We start from the raw sequence: 17,857 nt of genomic DNA on the forward strand, positions 1-17,857 counted from the left end.
CGCTGGGATTAGTTTCAGATGCGCGTTAGGGATGATGACTGCGGCGGCGGCATGCGGCGGTGCGTTGCTCGCCCAGGCTACAACCGTGGCAATTGCACCGGCGGTGGGGGGCTCCGCAGGAACGGACCCCGGTATGCAGGCGGTCGGCAACTCAACGGCGACAGGGCAGACGATCACGCTGACGCAAGCTCTAAATCTAGCAAGGGCGAATGAACCTTCCTTTGCGGCTGCCTATGCAGCAAGCAGGGTGGCGAATCTCGATAAGTCGATTGCGCGGTCGGCGCTGCTTCCCTCGGTTGTGTATCACAACCAATATCTTTTTACGCAGTCCAACCATGTGCCGTTATCGCAGAACTCGGCCGCGGGGGCCCAGGCGACCACTGATCAAACTGCGCCTGTCTTTATCGCAAACAATGGCGTGCATGAGTATGTAAGCCAGGCAGTCGTGAACGAGACAATTGGGCTGACGCAGTTCAATGCAGTGGCACGGGCGGATGCGGCGTCCGCAATTGCGACCGCGGAGCTGGAAATCAGCCGTCGTGGCCTGGCAGCCACCGTGGTCGGGTTGTTTTATGGCGCATCCATTGCCCAGGGAAAGATTGCGATTGCACGGCGGGCGTTGAACGAGGCGCAGGGTTTCGTGGAGCAGACACAACAGCGTGCGGCGGCCCGCGAGGTGGCTCATGCGGATGTTGTCAAGGCGCAGTTGACGCTCCAGCAGCGGCAGCGAGAGATGGCGGATGCGGAGTTGATGGCGGAGAAGTCACGGCTGGACCTGGGGGTTCTATTGTTCCCGGATCCGCGGACGCTTTATGAGGTAGAGCTCCCGACTGCGTCGAACCTCCCGACGCGCGCGGAGACGGAGGCCGCGGCGGTGTCATCAAATCCTGAGTTGGCGAGCGCCGTGGCGACGTTGCGAGCGTCAAACCTGGACGTGACGGCGGCGCGTGCAGCGTACTTGCCAGACCTGGCCTTCAATTACTCGTATGGTATCGACGCCGCGCAGTTTGCGGTGAATGGTCTGGATGGGGCCCGAAACCTGGGCTATTCGGCTTCTGCGACGTTGGATATTCCGGTGTGGGATTGGTTTGCAACGGCGCACAAGGTGAAGCAGGCGCAGATTCAGCGGGATTCTGCGAAGGTGGCGCTGTCTGCGACGCAGCGAAGGCTCGTGGCCAACCTTGAGGAGTTCTACAACGAGGCTCGCGTGGCATACCAACAACTGGATTCGTTGCAACTGAGCGTGGATACGGCGCGGGATAGCCTGCGGCTGACGCGGCTTCGCTATACGAACGGAGAGGGGACTGTGCTGGAGGTAGTGGATGCGCAGAACTCGCTGACGACGGCGGAACTGGCAATGCAGGATGGGACGGTCCGATATCAACTGGCACTTGCAAACCTACAAAATTTGACCGGGATACTCTAACGTGACCGATAAGAACACAGTATGGACGACGAACTGCGGCGCAGGCCTCTTGTTAGCCTTTTCTCTGGTGGCAATGTGTAACCTGAATGGTTGCAAAAAGGCTGCCGAGGAGGTGCCGAAGCCAGAAGTAACAGTGCAGGCGGTGCATCCGGAGAGGGGCTCGATTACAGAGGAGATCTCCGCAGATGCCATCCTGGCGCCGGTAGCGCAGGCTGCGATTCTGCCGAAGATTACCGCACCGGTGAAGAAGTTTTATGTGCAGCGTGGATCCCATGTGTCCGCAGGGCAACTGGTAGCGACGCTCGAAAACAGAGATCTTGCGGCTGCGGCTGCCGACAATGCGGGCGCATACAGCGCGGCGAAGGGCGCTTATACAACGGCCACGGAGACGACGGTGCCTGAGGATGCGACGAAGGCCCGCTTGGATCTGGCACAGGCGAAGGCGACCCTGGATCTCGATAACCAGATTGTGAAGAGCAGGGAACAGTTGTTCGCGCAGGGAGCGATCCCAGGGCGCGATCTCGATACTGCCAAGGCGACCGCGGTGCAGGCGCAGGCCACTTATGATCTGGCGCAGCAACAATACGAGGCAGTGAAGAGGAGCGGTTCGACAGCTTCGCTGGTGTCCGCGAATGGGACGCTGGAATCCGCTAAAGGCAAGTACATGGGGGCGGAGGCGCAGCTCAGTTACACGAATATCCGGACGCCGATCTCCGGCATGGTGACGGAGCGCCCTTTATTTCCCGGTGAGACGGCGGCAGCGGGGGCGCCAATTGTAACGGTAATGGATACATCCGTGATGCTGGCAAAGGTGCATGTGGCGCAGGTGCAGGCGCAGCACTTGAAGATAGGCGCAGATGCGGAGTTGTCGGTGCCGGGGATGGATGAGCCGATCAACGCGAAGGTGTCGCTGGTGAGTCCAGCGCTGGACGCGGGGAGTACAACCGTTGAGGTGTGGCTGAAGACGCCGAACAAGGATGGCAGGCTCAAGGCGGGTATGACGCTGCATGTGACCATCAAAGGACGCGCCGTGAAGGATGCGATGCTGGTGCCGACGGAGGCGATTCAGCGCTCAAGTGAAGGCGCCGGGAAGATTGTGATGGTGATTGCCTCTGACGGCACCGCCAAGAAACGCACCGTGATGACGGGCATTCAGACACCCGAGTACACGCAGATTCTGACTGGACTAAAAGCTGAGGACACGGTGATTACGGGCGGCGGGTATGGGCTCGACGATGGGACCAAGGTGAAGATTGGTCCGGCTGAGAAGAAGGAGGATGACGACGCGAAGCCTGGAGCCGATGCGGATAAAGGCACAGCAGGTGAGAAGGGTGGCGCGGACGAGAAGGGTGCGACGGCAAAGAAGGAGGATGGCAAGGAATGAGCGACGTCATCCACGCATCGATCTCTGAGCGCCCGTCTGGCTTCTGGCTCGCACGGCTATCCAAGCCGATCTACTTCTTCCTTGCCGTTCTGACGATTGCGGGGATTTACGCGGCGTTTCAGGTTCCGATCTCGGTCTTCCCGGACACAAACTTTCCGCGTGTCGTGATTGGCGTGGACAACGGCGTCATGCCGGTGGAGCAGATGCAGGTCACCATCACGAAGCCGATTGAGGACGCGGTGAACAGCGTCCCAGGGCTGACGACGGTGCGGAGTACGACGAGCCGGGGGTCGGCTGAGATCAGCCTGCTCTTTGATTGGAACGTAGACATGTTTCGGACGCTGCAGTTGACCGACTCGGCGTTGGCGAAGATCCAGTCCAGCCTGCCGGCAACCGCGAAGATTACGACAAACCGCTTGACGTTTGCGACCTTTCCGATTCTGGGCTATGCGTTGACAGCGGATGATCGCGGGGCGGATACGGTTTCGCAGACGGCGCTCTGGGGGATTGCGACCTACAATCTAAAGCCGCAGTTGAACCGCGTGAGCGGCGTGGCGACGGTGGTCGTGCAGGGCGGCAAGGTGCCGGAGTTTCACATCGTGCCGGATCCCGCGAAGCTGCAGACTGCGGGCGTAACGCTGCTTGATTTGGTGAACGCGGTGCAGACGTCGAACATCATCGACTCGCCGGGACTGTATGAGGCGGATCATCAACTCATCCTCGGGCTGGTAGGTGCCCAAGCACATGATGTCGATCAACTGGGCAATCTGGTGGTCAAGAACACGGCAGCGAATGTGCCGGTGCGTATCAACGATGTGGCGATGCTGGGGCCGGCCACGATGCCGGTCTTTACGTCCGTCGATGCTAACGGAAAGCCAGCGGTCCTTTTGAACATCACGCGGCAGCCCACGAGTAATACGGTTGCAGTGGCGACGGCGGTCGACGCAAAGGTGCAGGCGCTGAAGTCCATGCTGCCTCCCGGCGTGCACATGACGCCGTTTTACGACCAGTCTGAACTAGTGCGGGAGAGCATTGCGAGCGTACGCGATGCGATTCTGATTGGCCTCGTGCTGGCTTGCCTGATCCTCTTTTTATTCCTGCGGGACTGGACATCATCGTTGATTGCGGGCCTGGTGATTCCTGTAACAGTGGCGATTACAATTCTGTTTTTGTGGATCATTGGGCAGAGCTTCAACCTGATGACCCTGGGTGGCTTGGCTGCTGCGATCGGGCTTGTAATCGACGACGCGATTGTTGTGGTGGAGAACATCGTCGTGCATCGCGATGCCGGCCAAACCCGCTCCGATGCAGTGCGGTTGGCGTTGCGCGAGATCATCGTGCCGTTGGTGGGGTCAACGGTGACGCCGGTGGTGGTCTTCTTGCCCCTGATCGCGACCACCGGAGTCACGGGCAGCTTCTTCCGTGCGCTGGCGGTTACGATGACCGCTTCATTGCTGACATCGTTGATGTTGGCATTGACGTTCACGCCTGCGCTTTCTCTCTCGCTGCTGCGTGAGGCGGGTTCGAATAAGAAGCATGGTCATGAAGAGAACGGGCCGGTGATGCGGCGTCTTCTGGCCACGCACAATCGGCTGTTGAGCTGGACGATCGGGAGAACATGGGCCATTGGAGCGATTGCGCTGGTCTTGATTGGCTCAAGTTATTTCGCCTTCAACGCACTCGGGACGAACCTGCTTCCGGAGATGGATGAAGGGGCATTCATCCTGGACTACATCATGCCGGCCGGGAGTTCGCTGCAGGCGACACAAGAAGTGCTGGACCATGTGGAGCATATCCTGCACGAGACGCCTGAGGTAGAAATCACGACGCGGCGGACAGGGCTGCAACTAGGTCTCGCTGCGGTGACGGAGGCAAACACGGGCGACATCTCAGTGCGGTTGAAGGCGAAGCGGTCGCGCCCGATCGACGAGATCATGAACGAGGTTCGGGACAAGATCAAGGAACAGTATCCGCAGTTGGATGTGGAATTTGTGCAAGTGCTGGAGGACATGATCAACGATCTTTCGAACTCACCGGAGCCGATCCAGATCAAGCTGTTTTCCAATGATACGACGTTGCTCCATGAGCTCGGACCGAAGGTGCAGGCGGCGATTGCGGCGATTCCAGGCATCGTGGATACGCAAAACGGCGTGGACAACACGTTGAGCGGCCCCGCAACTACATTCCAGGTGGACCCATCGGTGGCGGCAAGACTGGGCTTCACGCCGCAGGAGGTGGCGGAGGATGCAACATCGTTGATGGATGGGCTGCCCACGACGGACCCGGTGATCGTGGGAGGTCGGCCCTACACGGTGCGGGTGCGGATGTCGGACGAGCATCGTGCCTCGTTGAGCGCGATTGAAAACACAGTCTTCAACTCCGCAACAGGACATACCGCGACGCTCGGCGCTTTGGCGCAGGTGACGGAGTTGCCGCCGCAGAATGAGATCAGGCGCGAGAATCTGGAGCAGGTCGTACTGGTGAGCGGTCGGCTGGAGGGATCAAACCTGGGCGGCGCGATGACGCAGGTCAAGGCGGCTGTGGCAAAGCTGAGCCTGCCGGCGTCCGTGCGCGTGGAGTATGGCGGGACGTACCAGGAGCAGCAGAAGTCGTTTCATGATCTGGCGCAGGTGTTGGTGCTGGCATTGGCGCTGGTGTTCGGCGTATTGCTGGCGGAGTTCCGCAACTTCTCCGCGCCCATCGCGATTCTGACGAGCTCCGTGCTGTCGATGGCGGGCGTGGTGTTTGCGCTGCTGACCACGAACACCAACTTCAACGTGGCCAGCTTTATGGGTCTGATCATGGTGATCGGCATCGTGGCGAAGAACGGGATCTTGCTGCTGGATGCGGATGAACGGGCTCGTGCGGAAGGTGCGAATGCGCTGGATGCGATGCTGCATGCGGCCCAGCGGCGGCTGAGGCCGATTGTCATGACCGCGGTCGCTGCCATGTGCGGGATGCTGCCCCTGGCGTTTGCGTTTGGTGCGGGCTCGCAGATGTTGCAGCCGTTGGCAATTGCGGTCATTGGAGGGTTGATCATCTCCGTGCTGCTGAGCCTGGTGGTAACACCGGCCATCTACTACCAGCTCACGATGCGGACGGATTGTAAAGCCACCGCTGAACCGCAAGAGACGCTGGCGTTGCAACTGATCGCCAGTCGCTGCAAATGCGGCGAATGAAAGCAATTTCATTATCACTTCAGCGACTCCTCATGCGTTGGTCCGAGGCTTACTTGGGACGGAGGGTGCGGACTTTACCCATGGCGAAAGCCATCTGCCCCGACCAACCTGACAGCCTTGAGGGAGATTTGATGAAGAAGCTATTTGCGGGATCGTTGCTGTTGACGGCCATGACCACGGCCAGTGCGTTCGGTCAGGGGAATGCGCCCTTGAAGCTGGTCAAGACGGTGACCCTGCCGGGTTACTCGGGAGACTTCGACCACTTTGCGATTGATCGCCAGCGCGGACGATTTCTCCTGGCGGCCGAGGATCATGCAACCCTGGAGATCTTCGATCTGAAGACGGGCGATCACCTGAAGACGATCAAGGGGTTCGGAGCGCCGCACACGATTCTGATCCGCCCCTCGTCCTCAAACATTCTCGTGACGGACAGCGATCAGATGACCTCTGTGCTGAATGCGGAGACGTATGAAAAGAATGGCTCCGTGACGTTGACGCCGGGTGCCGATTCAGCAGGCTATGACGCGGTGGCCAACATCTGGTACGTCGTGACGGGCGGCAAGGACGTCAAGATGACCACGGCGGAGATTGAGGCCATCAACCCGGACACCGGCAAGAAACTGAGCGAGATCAAGTTCAACGATAACCACGTTGAGGCGATGGCGATTGAAAAGGGTGGCGACCGGCTCTTCATCAACCTGGCGCAGACAAACAAGCTGGCTGTGGTCAATCGTAAGACGATGAAGGAGATTGCGGAGTGGCCCGTGCCTCCTGCAAAGGGTAATGCGATGGTTGCGTTTGACGAAGCCGCCAAGCGCCTCTACGTCGTGTGCCGTGATCCCGGCATGGTGGTCGTCATGAACAGCGATACGGGGGCGGTGGTAAGCACAGCGCCGGCTCCGCTGCGCGCGGATGAAGTGATGTTGGACATCCCCTCCCACCGCTTTTATGTACCAGGTGGTGAGGGATACATCGGTGTCTACGACACGTCGAATCCGAACTCGGTAAAGATGATTGCGAAGGTGCTCAGCGCCCCAGGTGCGAAGACGGCCGTCCTGCTGCCAGACATGAAGAAGATGCTGGTCGCGGCGTCGCCGGGCGACACCAAGAACGTGGCGAAGGTGCTGACCTTTCAGCTTCCGTAAGGCCGGTCTGTCAGGATGAGACCCGTTCCCTCCGGGAGCGGGTTTTGTCAGTTATTGGTCTAGAGCACGAAGTCGTTGCGCTTTGTATCACGCAGGGTTTAGGCTTCCCACGTTCCTTGGGGAGCAGCGTTTCAAGACTTGAAAGCAGCCGTGCTGAAGATGGCATGAAGACTCTTTCCAGGATGTGCGAAAGGTTATTACCATGCGGATTTTGGTCGTAGAAGACGAACCGAAGGTGTCCAGCTTTGTGCAGCGTGGATTGGTCGCAGAGCGGTACGCGGTAGATGTAAGTGCGGACGGCCGGGAGGGGTTGGAATTGGCCCAGGCCTTTCCTTACGACCTGATCATCCTGGACATGATGCTTCCGCGAATGGATGGCGGTGAGATCCTTCAGCGGATCCGTCGCACCAACACCTGTGTTCCCGTGCTGATGCTGACGGCGCGGGACTCGGTCGAAGACAAGGTTCGTATGTTTGAGAACGGCGCGGACGACTACCTCACCAAGCCCTTCGCCTTTGCGGAGTTGCTGGTTCGGTCCAAGGCTCTCCTGCGTCGCGGACCCGTCAATCGCTCCAGTACCATGACGGTGGGCGAACTGGAACTGGACCGTCTGACGCAGCAGGTCAAGCGCGCGGGTAAGCGCATTGAACTGACGGCGAAGGAGTACTCCCTGCTGGAGTACCTGATGCAAAATGCGGAGCGCGTTCTTTCGCGCAACATGATCATTGAGCATGTGTGGGACCAGAGCTTTGATGGCATCACCAACATCGTGGATGTGTATGTACGGCATCTGCGCGCCAAGGTTGACGACGGCCACATTATCAAGCTGATCCGAACCGTGCGGGGCTCAGGCTATATGATCCGTGCGGGCGGAGAGCAGTGAGACTCAACACGCTGCGTGCGCGGGTGGTGACCTGGTACGTCAGCATGCTCGCCGCTGCGCTGGTCGTCTTCGGCGTCGCGCTGTACCTGGGCGTGGAGAACTACCTGAGAACATCGCTTGAGACCACCTTGTCCGGCGAGGCGAACGCCATCGGGACCACCTTTGTGGCGCATGAAGAGGCCAAGGGTGCGGTGTGGATGGAAGGCGAGATCGTCGAAGCGTACGCGCCTGAGCTGAGCGGCCGCTTTATCCGTATCACGCGCAGGAATGGGCCGGTGCTGTATAAATCTGGGGATACGCGAGAGCCGATCATTGAAGCATCCAAGGTCCCGCCGGCTCCAGCGGGCGCGATGGCTGCATCCTTCCGTACACAGGTGCAGGAGAACTCCAATCATCTTCTGATTTACGCAATGCCTTACAAGACTTCGGCTGGAACGGAGTACTGGATTGAGACGGGGGTATCGCTTGCGCCCATGCAGCGGGTGCTTTCGAGCATGTTGGATATCGTGCTGCTGCTGACGCCATTGATCCTGATAGGCGCTGCCATTGGCGGAACGATGTTAATGACGGGTCCCCTCCAGCCCTTGGTGACGCTAACGGAAAGAGCGGAACACATCGGCATCTCAGCACTCGGAGAGCGGCTTCCGGTGAGCGACACAGGCGATGAGATGGAGCGGCTGGCGCTTTCGCTGAACCGTATGATTACGCGCCTTGAAGATGCGCTGAGCCACAACCGCAGGTTCTCGGCAGATGTATCCCATGAGCTCCGAACCCCCCTGACGATCATGCGCGGCGAGCTTGAGCAGGTCCTGCTGGACACTGAGGTCGATTCGGCAACGCGGGTCTCCGTGTTCAGCGCGCTGGATGAGATCAGTCGAATGTCGAAGATTGTCGAGAGCCTGCTGGCGATTGCGCGGCTCGACTCTGGCGCCGACTCAATCAACACTCTCCCCACAGACGTGAGCGAGCTTTGCCGCTGGACAGTGGAGCAGATGCATCTGCTTGCCGAAGAGAAGAACATCGGCCTGGAGATTGAGACGCGGCCGCTCATGGTGATGGCCGATTCTTCGCGGATCAAGCAGGTGATGGTCAACCTGATCGACAATGCGATCAAGTACACCACGGATGGCGGAAAGATTATCGTGACGACCGCGGCGACAGGGAAGATGGCGTCCATCGAGATCCGCGATACGGGAATTGGGATTCCGCCCGAGGCGCTGCCCCACGTCTTCGATCGCTTCTACCGCGTGGATAAGGTGCGAGCGCGGATCAGCGGCGGAACGGGGCTTGGACTATCGATTGTGAAGGCGATCTGCCATGCGCATGGAGGAAACATCACCGTGACGAGCAAGGACGGGGAGGGAACGACGATGCGGGTCATGCTGCCGCTGTTGCTATCCTCACCCTTGTCCACGATTCCCGCTCCCGCGGAGCAACTCGTCGGCTGAGCAGCAAACAGGAAAGAGCCGGCTTCGGGAGATCCGAGGCCGGCTCATTTGTATCAGCGCCGTATCTTATGCCGGGCCAAAGAGACGCTTTGAGCTCGGAATGTCTGCCTTCATCTCTGCCTGGATCTGTTTCGCGATGGCCTGCAGCTTCATCTTGTCGTCACCCGGCTTGTAGCTGAAGACAATGCCGATGGCCCCGATGATTTTGCCGGACTGATCGCGCAGCGGAGTCTGATCCTCAAAGTGGATGCCTTCCTTATTGACCTCGAGATTATCCTTGCCGGTGTGAATGCAGCGGAGGTCGTCCTCATCCCCCAACTTGCCGATCCGTCCAAAGTTAGAAGCGACGATATCGTATTTCGGTGCGCCGGCGTGGAGCGCAAGCAGGAGAACCTCGGGATGTTTGGCCAGCGCCTCATCGACCAGTTTCTGCGCAAACGGCGCCGCGGTGGTGAAGGTCGGGTCCATCTCCTTGGTTTCCGGCTTACGGAGATGGGCGGCGGCCTGCTCCCGGGTTTCCTGTGCGCACGCTGTCGCGGCGTACACAGAGAGGTTGAGTACAGCGACTGCGGCCAGGGTCAAGATGGCGTGCGGCTTCTTCATGGGTAGACTCCTCAAAACTTTCTTGCCGGAACAGATCGGCGGTGCGTGAGATGACGCCATCCCATTTACGGCACATGGTGTGAAGCATCCATGAAGCATGAATGAAAAGCGATTAACCCACATCCGCGACGCAAATGCCAGTCGGGATAAGATTTCTTCATCTTCGATTCACTCCGCCTTCATTCCTTACGGAGAGAGTGTAGAACGCATTCCAAATGCTAAACCCGCCGGCGATTCATCGCAGGAAAGAGCCATCTGTGAAGACTGAGACCATGCATCAGAGTGTTACGCCTTCGATCCAGGAACCGACCTTTACGAAGCAGACACTGCTTGGGCGCTGCACCGCAGTCTCGGTCTACCTCTTTGAAAACCTCATGCCGGACCCTTTCGTCTTCGCCGTCCTGTTGACGTTTGTGGGCGCGGCGCTGGCCTGGTGGCTTGCGCCAAATGCCACCCCCGTCAGCATCGTGGGGGCGTGGTACGCGGGTATCTTCGCATTGTTCACCTTTGCGTTCCAGATGGTGATCATGTTGGTTGCGGGTTACGCTCTCGCCACCGCGCCACCGGTGCATCGTCTGCTCGCACGCATCGCTTCCCTGGCTACGACGCCTGCCTCCGCCATCTCGCTTACGATCGTCGTCGGTATGCTCGCATCCTGGTTGAACTGGGGGCTGGGACTCGTCACCGCTGCGCTCATCGCGCGGGAGATAGCCAAGCGAGTCAAGGTCGACTTCGGTTGGCTGGTCGCGGCTGCTTACAGCGGCTTCGTCATCTCTACGGAAGGACTCTCCGGATCGATTGCGCTCTCGCAGGCGACGCACGGCTCCGCGCTTAACATCGTGGAGAAGGTGACCGGACACGGCCTGCCCCTCTCGCAGACTGTCTTCACGACGTTCAATCTCGTCCCCATCGCCGTTCTCTTGATCGTGCTGCCCATCGTATTCCGTTATCTGGCGCCCACGCCTGAGGCCACGCTATACGCTGACCCGGAGAGGCTGCGTGCAGAGGATCAGCAGAAGCCCATCCTTGAGGCGCCCGATACCTTTGGCGCACGGCTGGATCATGCCTGGATCCTGAACGTCCTGCTTGCGCTGTTCGGTTTCTTTGCGCTGGCCATGGAGTTCAAGCGTACGCACGGCGCGGTGGACCTGAACTCCGTCATCATCGTCCTGTTGATGCTGGGGCTCCTGCTGCACTGGAGGCCGGCGGCGTATGTAGCCGCGGTCAAGCATGCGGCACGCATCTCCGGGCCCCTGGTGTTGCAGTATCCGCTCTATGGAGGCTTGATGGGGATTATTACAACTACGGGGCTGGCCGCCGTGCTGTCGAAGATCTTCATCCGATACTCCACGGCGCATACGCTCCCATTCTTTACCTACCTCACGTCGTTGGTCATTACGCTCTTTGTGCCCAGCGGCGGAGGTCACTGGGCGGTACAGGGTCCGTTTGCGATTCCTGCCGCGCAGAACCTCCACGCATCCCTTGCGGGAACAACGATGGCCGTCGCAATGGGCGAGTCCGTCGCGAACATGCTGCAACCATTCTTCGCGCTTCCCATCCTTGCCATTGCGGGCATCCGCATGCGCCGCATGATGGGATTCATGGTCGTCACCTTCCTGATCTCGCTCGTCGTCTTCGGAGCATCGCTCTTGCTCTTGGTTCCCGCAGCGCAGTAAGTCGAACGCATCTGCTTCTCAGCAGTGCTTTTTTCAGCAGTGCCTAAGGTTGACCCGGCAGCGTGGTCCCAAGCCTGCGATCTGGGCAAGGAGTCAGGATGCGCGGAGACAGGCTGGGCGGCAGTGAGGTGGAGATATGCTGAGCCCGCATTCACTTGTCCGGCAGACCATTCTGGTTGTTCTGGGCGCGGAGCTGCTTTGTGTCCTCGCCTTCTCCGTCACTGCGCTGGAGCATGAAAGGCATACTCGCCGTCATGCCTTCGACGCGATGTTAAAGGGGCGCTCTGACTCTGTCCTCGCGACAATCCAGGATGCTGAGGACCCCGCCGACCCGTTGCGGATGGATGATTCTGAGGTGCATCCGCAGGCGGGCGATGCATATGCCGTGTACAACCTGGATGGTGGCTTGGTGTCGTCATCGCCCAATGCCCCGTCAGCGTTGATCCAGCGGAAAGCCGATGGATTCTCCGATGAGATCGTTCATGGTCATCCGTATCGCATCCTACAGCGCAGCGCAGCCCGCGTATTGGACCGCTCCGATACAAACTCTCCGGTCGTTCGCCGCGTCACGATCCTCTACGCGGCAAACACGGAGCACATCGGCCATGAGATCAGGGAGGCTGCCGCTTTCTACTTCGCAGTCAGTCTTGTGGGCTTCCTGCTGACAACCCTCATCCTGGTCGTGCTGCTGCGGCGCATCCTCCATCCTATTCAGGAGCTGGCCGATAAGGCAGCCGCCGTCTCGGTATCAGCACCCCAGTTTGAAGCCCCAGCCTCCGCGCTGCGCTTGTTGGAGCTGCGTCCCCTGGCACAAACGCTGACGACCGCCATCACAGGCCTACGCCTGGCGCTGGCGTATGAGCGCAACTTTGTGGGTGATGCCGCGCACGAACTGAAGACCGCGGTTGCGGTCGTCCGGTCTTCCATCCAACTGCTCATGCTGCGCAGCCGGTCGCGTGAGGAGTATGCACGGGGGCTTGAGGTTCTCTTGAAGGACAACCGCCGCGTGGAGGATCTGGTTGAGCAGATGTTGCTCCTCGCGCGGATGGAAGAGAGAGGCCGCGAGGTCGAGCTCACAGACCTGGCGATCCCGGCTGCAACAGTGGTCTCCACGTTGACCAATTATGCGGAGATGCGTGGCGTTCACCTTCTCCTCGATGCGGCTGGGGACGCGTTCACCGGCATGAGCCCGGAGAAGGCGGAGGTACTGCTCTCCAATCTCCTGACGAACGCAATCCAGCATAGCCCGCATGGATCGCAGGTTGAGGTCAGGTGCCGCGTTGAGGACAAGACAGTTCTGCTGCAGGTCGAAGATCACGGTGCGGGCATCTCCGCAGCGGCGCTTCCGCATGTCTATGAGAGGTTTTATCGAGAGGACGTCTCTCGCAGCCGCGAAACAGGCGGCACCGGCCTTGGGCTTGCGGTCTGCAAGTCCATCGTGGACGGAGCCGGGGGAAGCATCTCCATTGCGAGTACGGTTGCAGTAGGCACTACAGTGACGCTTAAACTGCGACTCCGCCAGCCGTCGTCGGCTTAGCGGAGTGACCAGTTTTGCGTGGTAGCTTACTCGATCTTTTTCAGCTCTTCAGCGGCCTCTCCGGGCTGGAGCGGACGGAAGCCCACCTTACGCATCTCCGGCGAGCCGATAATATCCTGCACATCCTTGGAGAGCAGGAACTCGCAGTACGCCTTGAGCCATGGATCGAGCGGTTTACCCGGCACCCTGTTGATGTTGATGCCGATGGCCGAAGCCATGGGATGCAGTGGTCCGGTCAACGTGCCATCGGAGAGCGTGCCACCGGCCTCATAAGCCATCGGCACGAACTTGATGCGAGGACCGAAATCAGGTAGATGCTTCCAGGTCGTGACGCCTTTCATCACGGCAACGTTGTTCCAGTAGTCCATCAGCACCATGCCGAAGGCATCTTGCGCGACGGAGTTGATGGCCGCCTCTTCCGTTGGCAGCCACTCCACCTGTGACGTGAAGGGGCGACCGCCGAACTTGTCGCGCATCTCGTCGATCATCGCCAGAATGGCGGAGGTATCTCGCGTCACATACGGATGGATCGGCACTTCGCCAAACTCGCCTTCCACGCCAAGCTGCGACCAGTGCGTGATATCGCCAGTGCCGCTGCCGGTGGTGAAGATGGCTGCAGCCTGCGCCAGCGTGATCGATTTGATGGGATTGCTCGCGTTGACCCAGATGCCGGTAGAAAGCTTGTTGTTCGGGTTGCTGTCATACCCGATCTTCAGATACGTCGGAGCGTAACCGAAGCGCTGGGTGAAGTAGTCCTCCTCAGGCCGGCGATTGCCACGGCCGATCGGCCCGAACGCAGACTTCTCCGACACCAGGCCTTCCACCGAGAGTGTCGAGCCCATCATGATCTTTTTGAAGTGAACGTCGGGCTCAACTTCGGCCCAGCGCTTATCCAGCTTGTCGAACAGCGGAATGAGAACGTCGTTGCCGGCCACGAACGCCGTATTCGGAGCCACAGTATAAGGACGATCGGCGGGTACGGTCACATGCTTGGAGGTATAGGGAAGCTGCGTGATATCGGTCTGCGCCTGGGCCGCGGCGCTCAGCATCAGAAGCACCGAGGCTGCGCATCCCGCAAGGCGGAGTGTAGTTTTGCTGAACGAGGCTGGCGTGACAAAAACAGAGAGTGCGCGTGGCATATCTATTGATCCTCAGGTTCGGGAGAAGGAAAGGGGAAGTTCAACTTGGGGCCTTGCTTGGAGCGGGGTGCCCAGGTGCTGGCGCGATCCAGCTTTTCAAGCTCCTTCTTGGCGTCGGCCGCATTCAGTGGAAGATAACCCTTTGCGTCCTGGGCCACCGCCTCCTGGCCCGCCTTTGAAAGTGCCAGCCTGACGTACTCTTTGACCAGCGGATCAAGCGGTGTACCAGGCTCGCGCCGGATGTAGAGATACAGGTCCCGCTCATAGGGATATTCATTCGCCATCAACTCCTTGACGGTGCCGGTGGTCAACGTGTGCCCGTCGTTGCCCACCATCGGCACCACACGCACAGAGCTGTTCACCTTGTTCAAGGCGACGATCCCGATCGCAAGCGGATCGCCCGCGACCGACTTCACCACGTCGTCGTAATGGAGGAACTGCTCATAACGCGGCGAGAAGACGGAGCCCGGAAACTTACCCATCTTCCGGTACATCATGTACTCGCCCATGTGGTCGTCCTCAGGGCGCTGGTAGGCGTCGTAATAAAGTCCAACCGGGTGGATGGGTTTTTCAGCGAACGAGCCGCCCATGCCGATCTGGCTCCACCCGGTCACGTCGCCGCTGCCGCTTCCAGTCGAGAACATCGAAGCGACCTGCGCCAACGTCAGCGACTTGATGGGATTGCTCTTGTTGACGATGATCCCCAGCGGACTCATCTTGGCCGTGGGGTTCAGCGATCCATGCGCAACCCGGATGATCAGCGCGGCGACCGGGTCTTTCTTGGAGCCGTAGATCTTCTCGTACGGCAACAGGTCCAGCAGGGTAGCGCCGCCGCCCTCCGGCGCGAGCAGCGACATGTCGTAGGTGATTGCTGGGATGCCTGTCCCATTCCCTTTCAGGATCGGCGTGAACTTGACGTTGGCATGGGTGCTGGTGAAGAGCTTGTCCCAGCGATCCACCATACCCGCCATATCGTCGAAGCCCACGATGCGGATCGATCCGTCCGGCATCACATATCCACGGTCGCCGGGCTTGGGCGGCGTCACCGGTTCAGAGGTGTACTTCGGCAGGCTGGGGTCCACCAGCGCCGCGTGTCCGGTCTTTTGACCGAAAGCAGCCGCTGAGAGAAACGCTAACGAGCAGCAGAACGCCGCTCGCCCCAACCGTCGCACTGTGGTGGGCGAGTTGCATTGATCAACGTGTGAGATCTGATTCATACGGCTCCGAAACATGAGGGTTGAGTCCAGGATGTTGCCTCGATTTGACCGCGCAATCCAACTGCTTTGCGGTTACTCGGCAGAAGCTAGGCTTGCCACATTAAGATCGTCTGAAAGCCGGATAAGAACTGCTTCGCGCGGGCAGTGGCACTCTGGGATAACATCCACGCCTATCCCACCGATCCCGAACCCTTGGGCGCAACGTCAACCAACGCGCCGCGGCAGCGGCACCCCGGACAGCCTGAAAGCAGCCCATGACAGGGAAATTGCCCCGCAACCAATCCGCGGGAGGGTATGGAAGGGGTCTATCTAATTGTTGAAGGGAATGGAGCCGATGAGCGGAGTTGAACCGCTGACCTACTGATTACGAATCAGTTGCTCTACCAACTGAGCTACATCGGCCTGCCTCAGCCATTCTACCGTCCCAACCCAATTCCGCAAAATCCCAAACGATAAAAAGGGAAGCCCAGACTCCCAGGGTTCCCCTCTTATCCTGCTTTGATCGTTCTTATCCTCGTTACGCCTTGCTCTGCTCTCTACCGCATCGGCACAAACACATTCGCACAAGCGTCAGTCGATCCACCCTTCCCCTCAGCAACCCCAGTGACCTTCACACCCTTGCCCCCCGTCAGGTTCAGGTTGCTCCCCGCACCTTCCAGCGCGATATCCACAAACGCCAGGTGCGTCTGTGCAGCCGTAATCCCGGCCACCTGCACGCCCTTCAGCGTAATCTCCGTCCGGTGATCGTCATTCAGCCCCGCAATCAGCACATCCCCCGGCGTAGTCGCGTAGATATTCTCCAACCGAATCTTCTTGTAGTCCGGAATCTTCGTCCCCGTATACCCCGGGTCCACAAAGCCCTCCGTCGTCTGGTTCGTGTAATAAGGCGAGATGGCAATCGGATTCTTCACCCCGCGCATGCAGATGTTCTTATACGTCAGGTCATGGTCATACCCGCCGCGAGTCACATTGCTCTTGATCCTGATCCCGCTGGTCGTGTGATCCTCCGTCAGCCCATCCACCAGGATGAACTCGTCACCCGTCGCCTCGGAGCCGATCGACATCCCATGCCCGGTATAAAAGTGATTATCCAGCACGCTCATGTGCTTCACATTGGCCTTGATCGCAATGTTGTCGTCCCCGTTATCGATCCAGCTATGTGCAATCGTCACATTGGTTGAACTGCCCGGATCGATCCCATCCGTATTCCGCGCATCCAGCGTCTTATCCACCGGCGTCAGCAGATGCACTCCCCACGCCGTGAACCCGTTCGTCTGATTCACAGCCACATGGAAGTTGGGCGAGTTGTGCAGCGTCACCCGGTACAGGATGAGCCCATCCGCATGGCTCGCCACCAGCAGCCGCGTGGAAAAGTAAATATCGTCCTTCGGCTCCGCCTTCCTGGCCATCTCCCACCAGCTGAAGTCCTTGCCCAGCAGCTTCGCATAGCCTCGCCCGTCGATCGTCCCATCCCCCATGATCGCCGCGTCCGTCACATTCGTCGCGGAGATCAGCGGCCTGCAACCGCCGCGCCGCAGACCCGCCACCTGCGCCATCCCCGCCTCCTGCCCAAACTGTCCCGGCCGCGGCAGGGAAGTCCCGCACTTGATCGGGTCGCCCGGCTTCGCATCCGGCAGCCTCATCTCGTAGACCTTTGGATCGCGCGAGCCATACAGCGTCACCCCCTCATCCACCAGCAGCGTCACCCCGCTCCGCAGCTCCAGCGGCCCCGTCAGGAACGCGTTGCTCTCCCCCATCGTCTTCAGCTCCACCGCCTGCCCGGTCTTGCAGCCGTCCATCGCCTTCTGGATACGCTCCGTGTCCAGCTTGCCCTCGTCAGCGTCCGCCAGATGGTCCTTCACGGCCTGCAGCTTCGCCCCCAGGACCACGCAGCTCGCAGGGATCACCGGCTCCTTCACAAACCTTGTATCCTGCGCCACGGCCACGCCGCCCACCGTCATCAGTCCAGCTAAACCGATCAATCCAAAGCGCATCCGTTCTCCTGTCAAAACCCGTCTCCAGCAATGACGCTTTGAGGACCATAAAAGACGAAGAGGCCGCCCGGCAACAGGGCGGCCTCTTCTTAGGGAGAATAGTTCCAACGGAGGCAAAGCCATCAGAACTTTCTGGCGAAATACTAGAAGCGGCAAAATCCAGTGTCAAGGTCAAAACGTCAGTGATGCAACATCAACAAAAGAATAGGGTTACCTGTTCACCAGA

At 59.5% G+C, this 17,857-nt stretch carries 12 protein-coding genes and 1 tRNA gene; 8 read left to right on the plus strand and 5 right to left on the minus strand.

The window, feature by feature from the left end; genetic code table 11:
* Positions 1-31: 31 nt before the first annotated feature.
* The 6 genes from ACIX9_RS02580 (at position 32) to ACIX9_RS02605 (ending at position 9,465) form a co-directional block, all read left to right on the plus strand.
* Positions 32-1,426 (plus strand): TolC family protein, encoded by a 1,395-nt coding sequence (locus ACIX9_RS02580; protein WP_232298776.1) that lies wholly within the window; start codon positions 32-34, stop codon positions 1,424-1,426.
* Positions 1,427-1,499: 73 nt separating this feature from the next.
* Positions 1,500-2,810 (plus strand): efflux RND transporter periplasmic adaptor subunit, encoded by a 1,311-nt coding sequence (locus ACIX9_RS02585; protein WP_157477748.1) that lies wholly within the window; start codon positions 1,500-1,502, stop codon positions 2,808-2,810.
* Positions 2,807-5,989 carry an efflux RND transporter permease subunit gene (locus ACIX9_RS02590; protein ID WP_013578919.1) on the plus strand — a complete coding sequence of 1,061 codons (3,183 nt, stop codon included), beginning with the start codon at positions 2,807-2,809 and terminating at the stop codon, positions 5,987-5,989. Before ACIX9_RS02585 ends, ACIX9_RS02590 begins: the two co-directional genes overlap by 4 nt.
* 131 nt (positions 5,990-6,120) lie before the next feature.
* The gene (locus ACIX9_RS02595) at positions 6,121-7,134 is read left to right on the plus strand and encodes a YncE family protein (protein WP_013578920.1); all 1,014 of its coding nucleotides are present in this window, start codon (positions 6,121-6,123) and stop codon (positions 7,132-7,134) included.
* A 202-nt stretch (positions 7,135-7,336) separates the two neighbouring features.
* Complete coding sequence (locus ACIX9_RS02600; RefSeq protein ID WP_013578921.1) at positions 7,337-8,017, plus strand: response regulator; 681 nt, start codon at positions 7,337-7,339, stop codon at positions 8,015-8,017.
* On the plus strand, positions 8,014-9,465 hold the full coding sequence (locus ACIX9_RS02605; RefSeq protein WP_013578922.1) for a sensor histidine kinase: 1,452 nt from the start codon (positions 8,014-8,016) through the stop codon (positions 9,463-9,465). The genes ACIX9_RS02600 and ACIX9_RS02605 overlap by 4 nt, the downstream gene beginning before the upstream one ends.
* A gap of 66 nt (positions 9,466-9,531) precedes the next feature.
* Here the strand turns inward: ACIX9_RS02605 and ACIX9_RS02610 are convergent, their stop codons facing one another.
* Positions 9,532-10,068, minus strand: coding sequence for a hypothetical protein (locus ACIX9_RS02610; protein WP_013578923.1), 537 nt, complete (start codon positions 10,066-10,068; stop codon positions 9,532-9,534).
* 257 nt (positions 10,069-10,325) lie between these two features.
* Here ACIX9_RS02610 and ACIX9_RS02615 point away from each other — a divergent pair, with 257 nt between their 5' ends.
* Together ACIX9_RS02615 and ACIX9_RS02620 are read left to right on the plus strand one after the other, a co-directional pair.
* Complete coding sequence (locus ACIX9_RS02615; RefSeq protein ID WP_013578924.1) at positions 10,326-11,744, plus strand: short-chain fatty acid transporter; 1,419 nt, start codon at positions 10,326-10,328, stop codon at positions 11,742-11,744.
* A 136-nt stretch (positions 11,745-11,880) separates the two neighbouring features.
* Complete coding sequence (locus tag ACIX9_RS02620; protein ID WP_013578925.1) at positions 11,881-13,281, plus strand: sensor histidine kinase; 1,401 nt, start codon at positions 11,881-11,883, stop codon at positions 13,279-13,281.
* Positions 13,282-13,307: 26 nt separating this feature from the next.
* On the opposite strand, the gene ACIX9_RS02625 is transcribed toward ACIX9_RS02620, so the two are convergent.
* The 4 genes from ACIX9_RS02625 to ACIX9_RS02640 form a co-directional block, all read right to left on the minus strand.
* Positions 13,308-14,330: a PstS family phosphate ABC transporter substrate-binding protein gene (locus tag ACIX9_RS02625; protein WP_198152142.1), complete on the minus strand. Its 1,023-nt coding sequence runs from the start codon at positions 14,328-14,330 to the stop codon at positions 13,308-13,310.
* Between the two features lie 92 nt (positions 14,331-14,422).
* On the minus strand, positions 14,423-15,637 hold the full coding sequence (locus ACIX9_RS02630) for a PstS family phosphate ABC transporter substrate-binding protein (RefSeq protein ID WP_013578927.1): 1,215 nt from the start codon (positions 15,635-15,637) through the stop codon (positions 14,423-14,425).
* A gap of 326 nt (positions 15,638-15,963) precedes the next feature.
* A tRNA-Thr gene (locus tag ACIX9_RS02635) sits at positions 15,964-16,039 on the minus strand.
* 134 nt (positions 16,040-16,173) lie between these two features.
* A complete protein-coding gene (locus ACIX9_RS02640) occupies positions 16,174-17,631 on the minus strand; it encodes a glycoside hydrolase family 28 protein (protein WP_013578928.1) in 1,458 nt (485 codons plus the stop codon).
* Positions 17,632-17,857 lie beyond the last annotated feature (226 nt).

The sequence above is a fragment of the Granulicella tundricola MP5ACTX9 genome, assembly GCF_000178975.2.
Classification (GTDB): Bacteria; Acidobacteriota; Terriglobia; order Terriglobales; family Acidobacteriaceae; genus Edaphobacter; species Edaphobacter tundricola.

Bases quoted from the DNA above. Each gene is read 5' to 3' on its own strand.
- ACIX9_RS02580 (WP_232298776.1), top strand. From the start codon at position 32: ATGATGACTGCGGCGGCGGCATGCGGCGGTGCGTTGCTCGCCCAGGCT.
- ACIX9_RS02585 (WP_157477748.1), top strand. From the start codon at position 1,500: ATGTGTAACCTGAATGGTTGCAAAAAGGCTGCCGAGGAGGTGCCGAAG.
- ACIX9_RS02590 (WP_013578919.1), top strand. From the start codon at position 2,807: ATGAGCGACGTCATCCACGCATCGATCTCTGAGCGCCCGTCTGGCTTC.
- ACIX9_RS02595 (WP_013578920.1), top strand. From the start codon at position 6,121: ATGAAGAAGCTATTTGCGGGATCGTTGCTGTTGACGGCCATGACCACG.
- ACIX9_RS02600 (WP_013578921.1), top strand. From the start codon at position 7,337: ATGCGGATTTTGGTCGTAGAAGACGAACCGAAGGTGTCCAGCTTTGTG.
- ACIX9_RS02610 (WP_013578923.1), bottom strand. From the start codon at position 10,068: ATGAAGAAGCCGCACGCCATCTTGACCCTGGCCGCAGTCGCTGTACTC.
- ACIX9_RS02620 (WP_013578925.1), top strand. From the start codon at position 11,881: ATGCTGAGCCCGCATTCACTTGTCCGGCAGACCATTCTGGTTGTTCTG.
- ACIX9_RS02625 (WP_198152142.1), bottom strand. From the start codon at position 14,330: ATGCTGAGCGCCGCGGCCCAGGCGCAGACCGATATCACGCAGCTTCCC.
- ACIX9_RS02630 (WP_013578927.1), bottom strand. From the start codon at position 15,637: ATGAATCAGATCTCACACGTTGATCAATGCAACTCGCCCACCACAGTG.
- ACIX9_RS02640 (WP_013578928.1), bottom strand. From the start codon at position 17,631: ATGCGCTTTGGATTGATCGGTTTAGCTGGACTGATGACGGTGGGCGGC.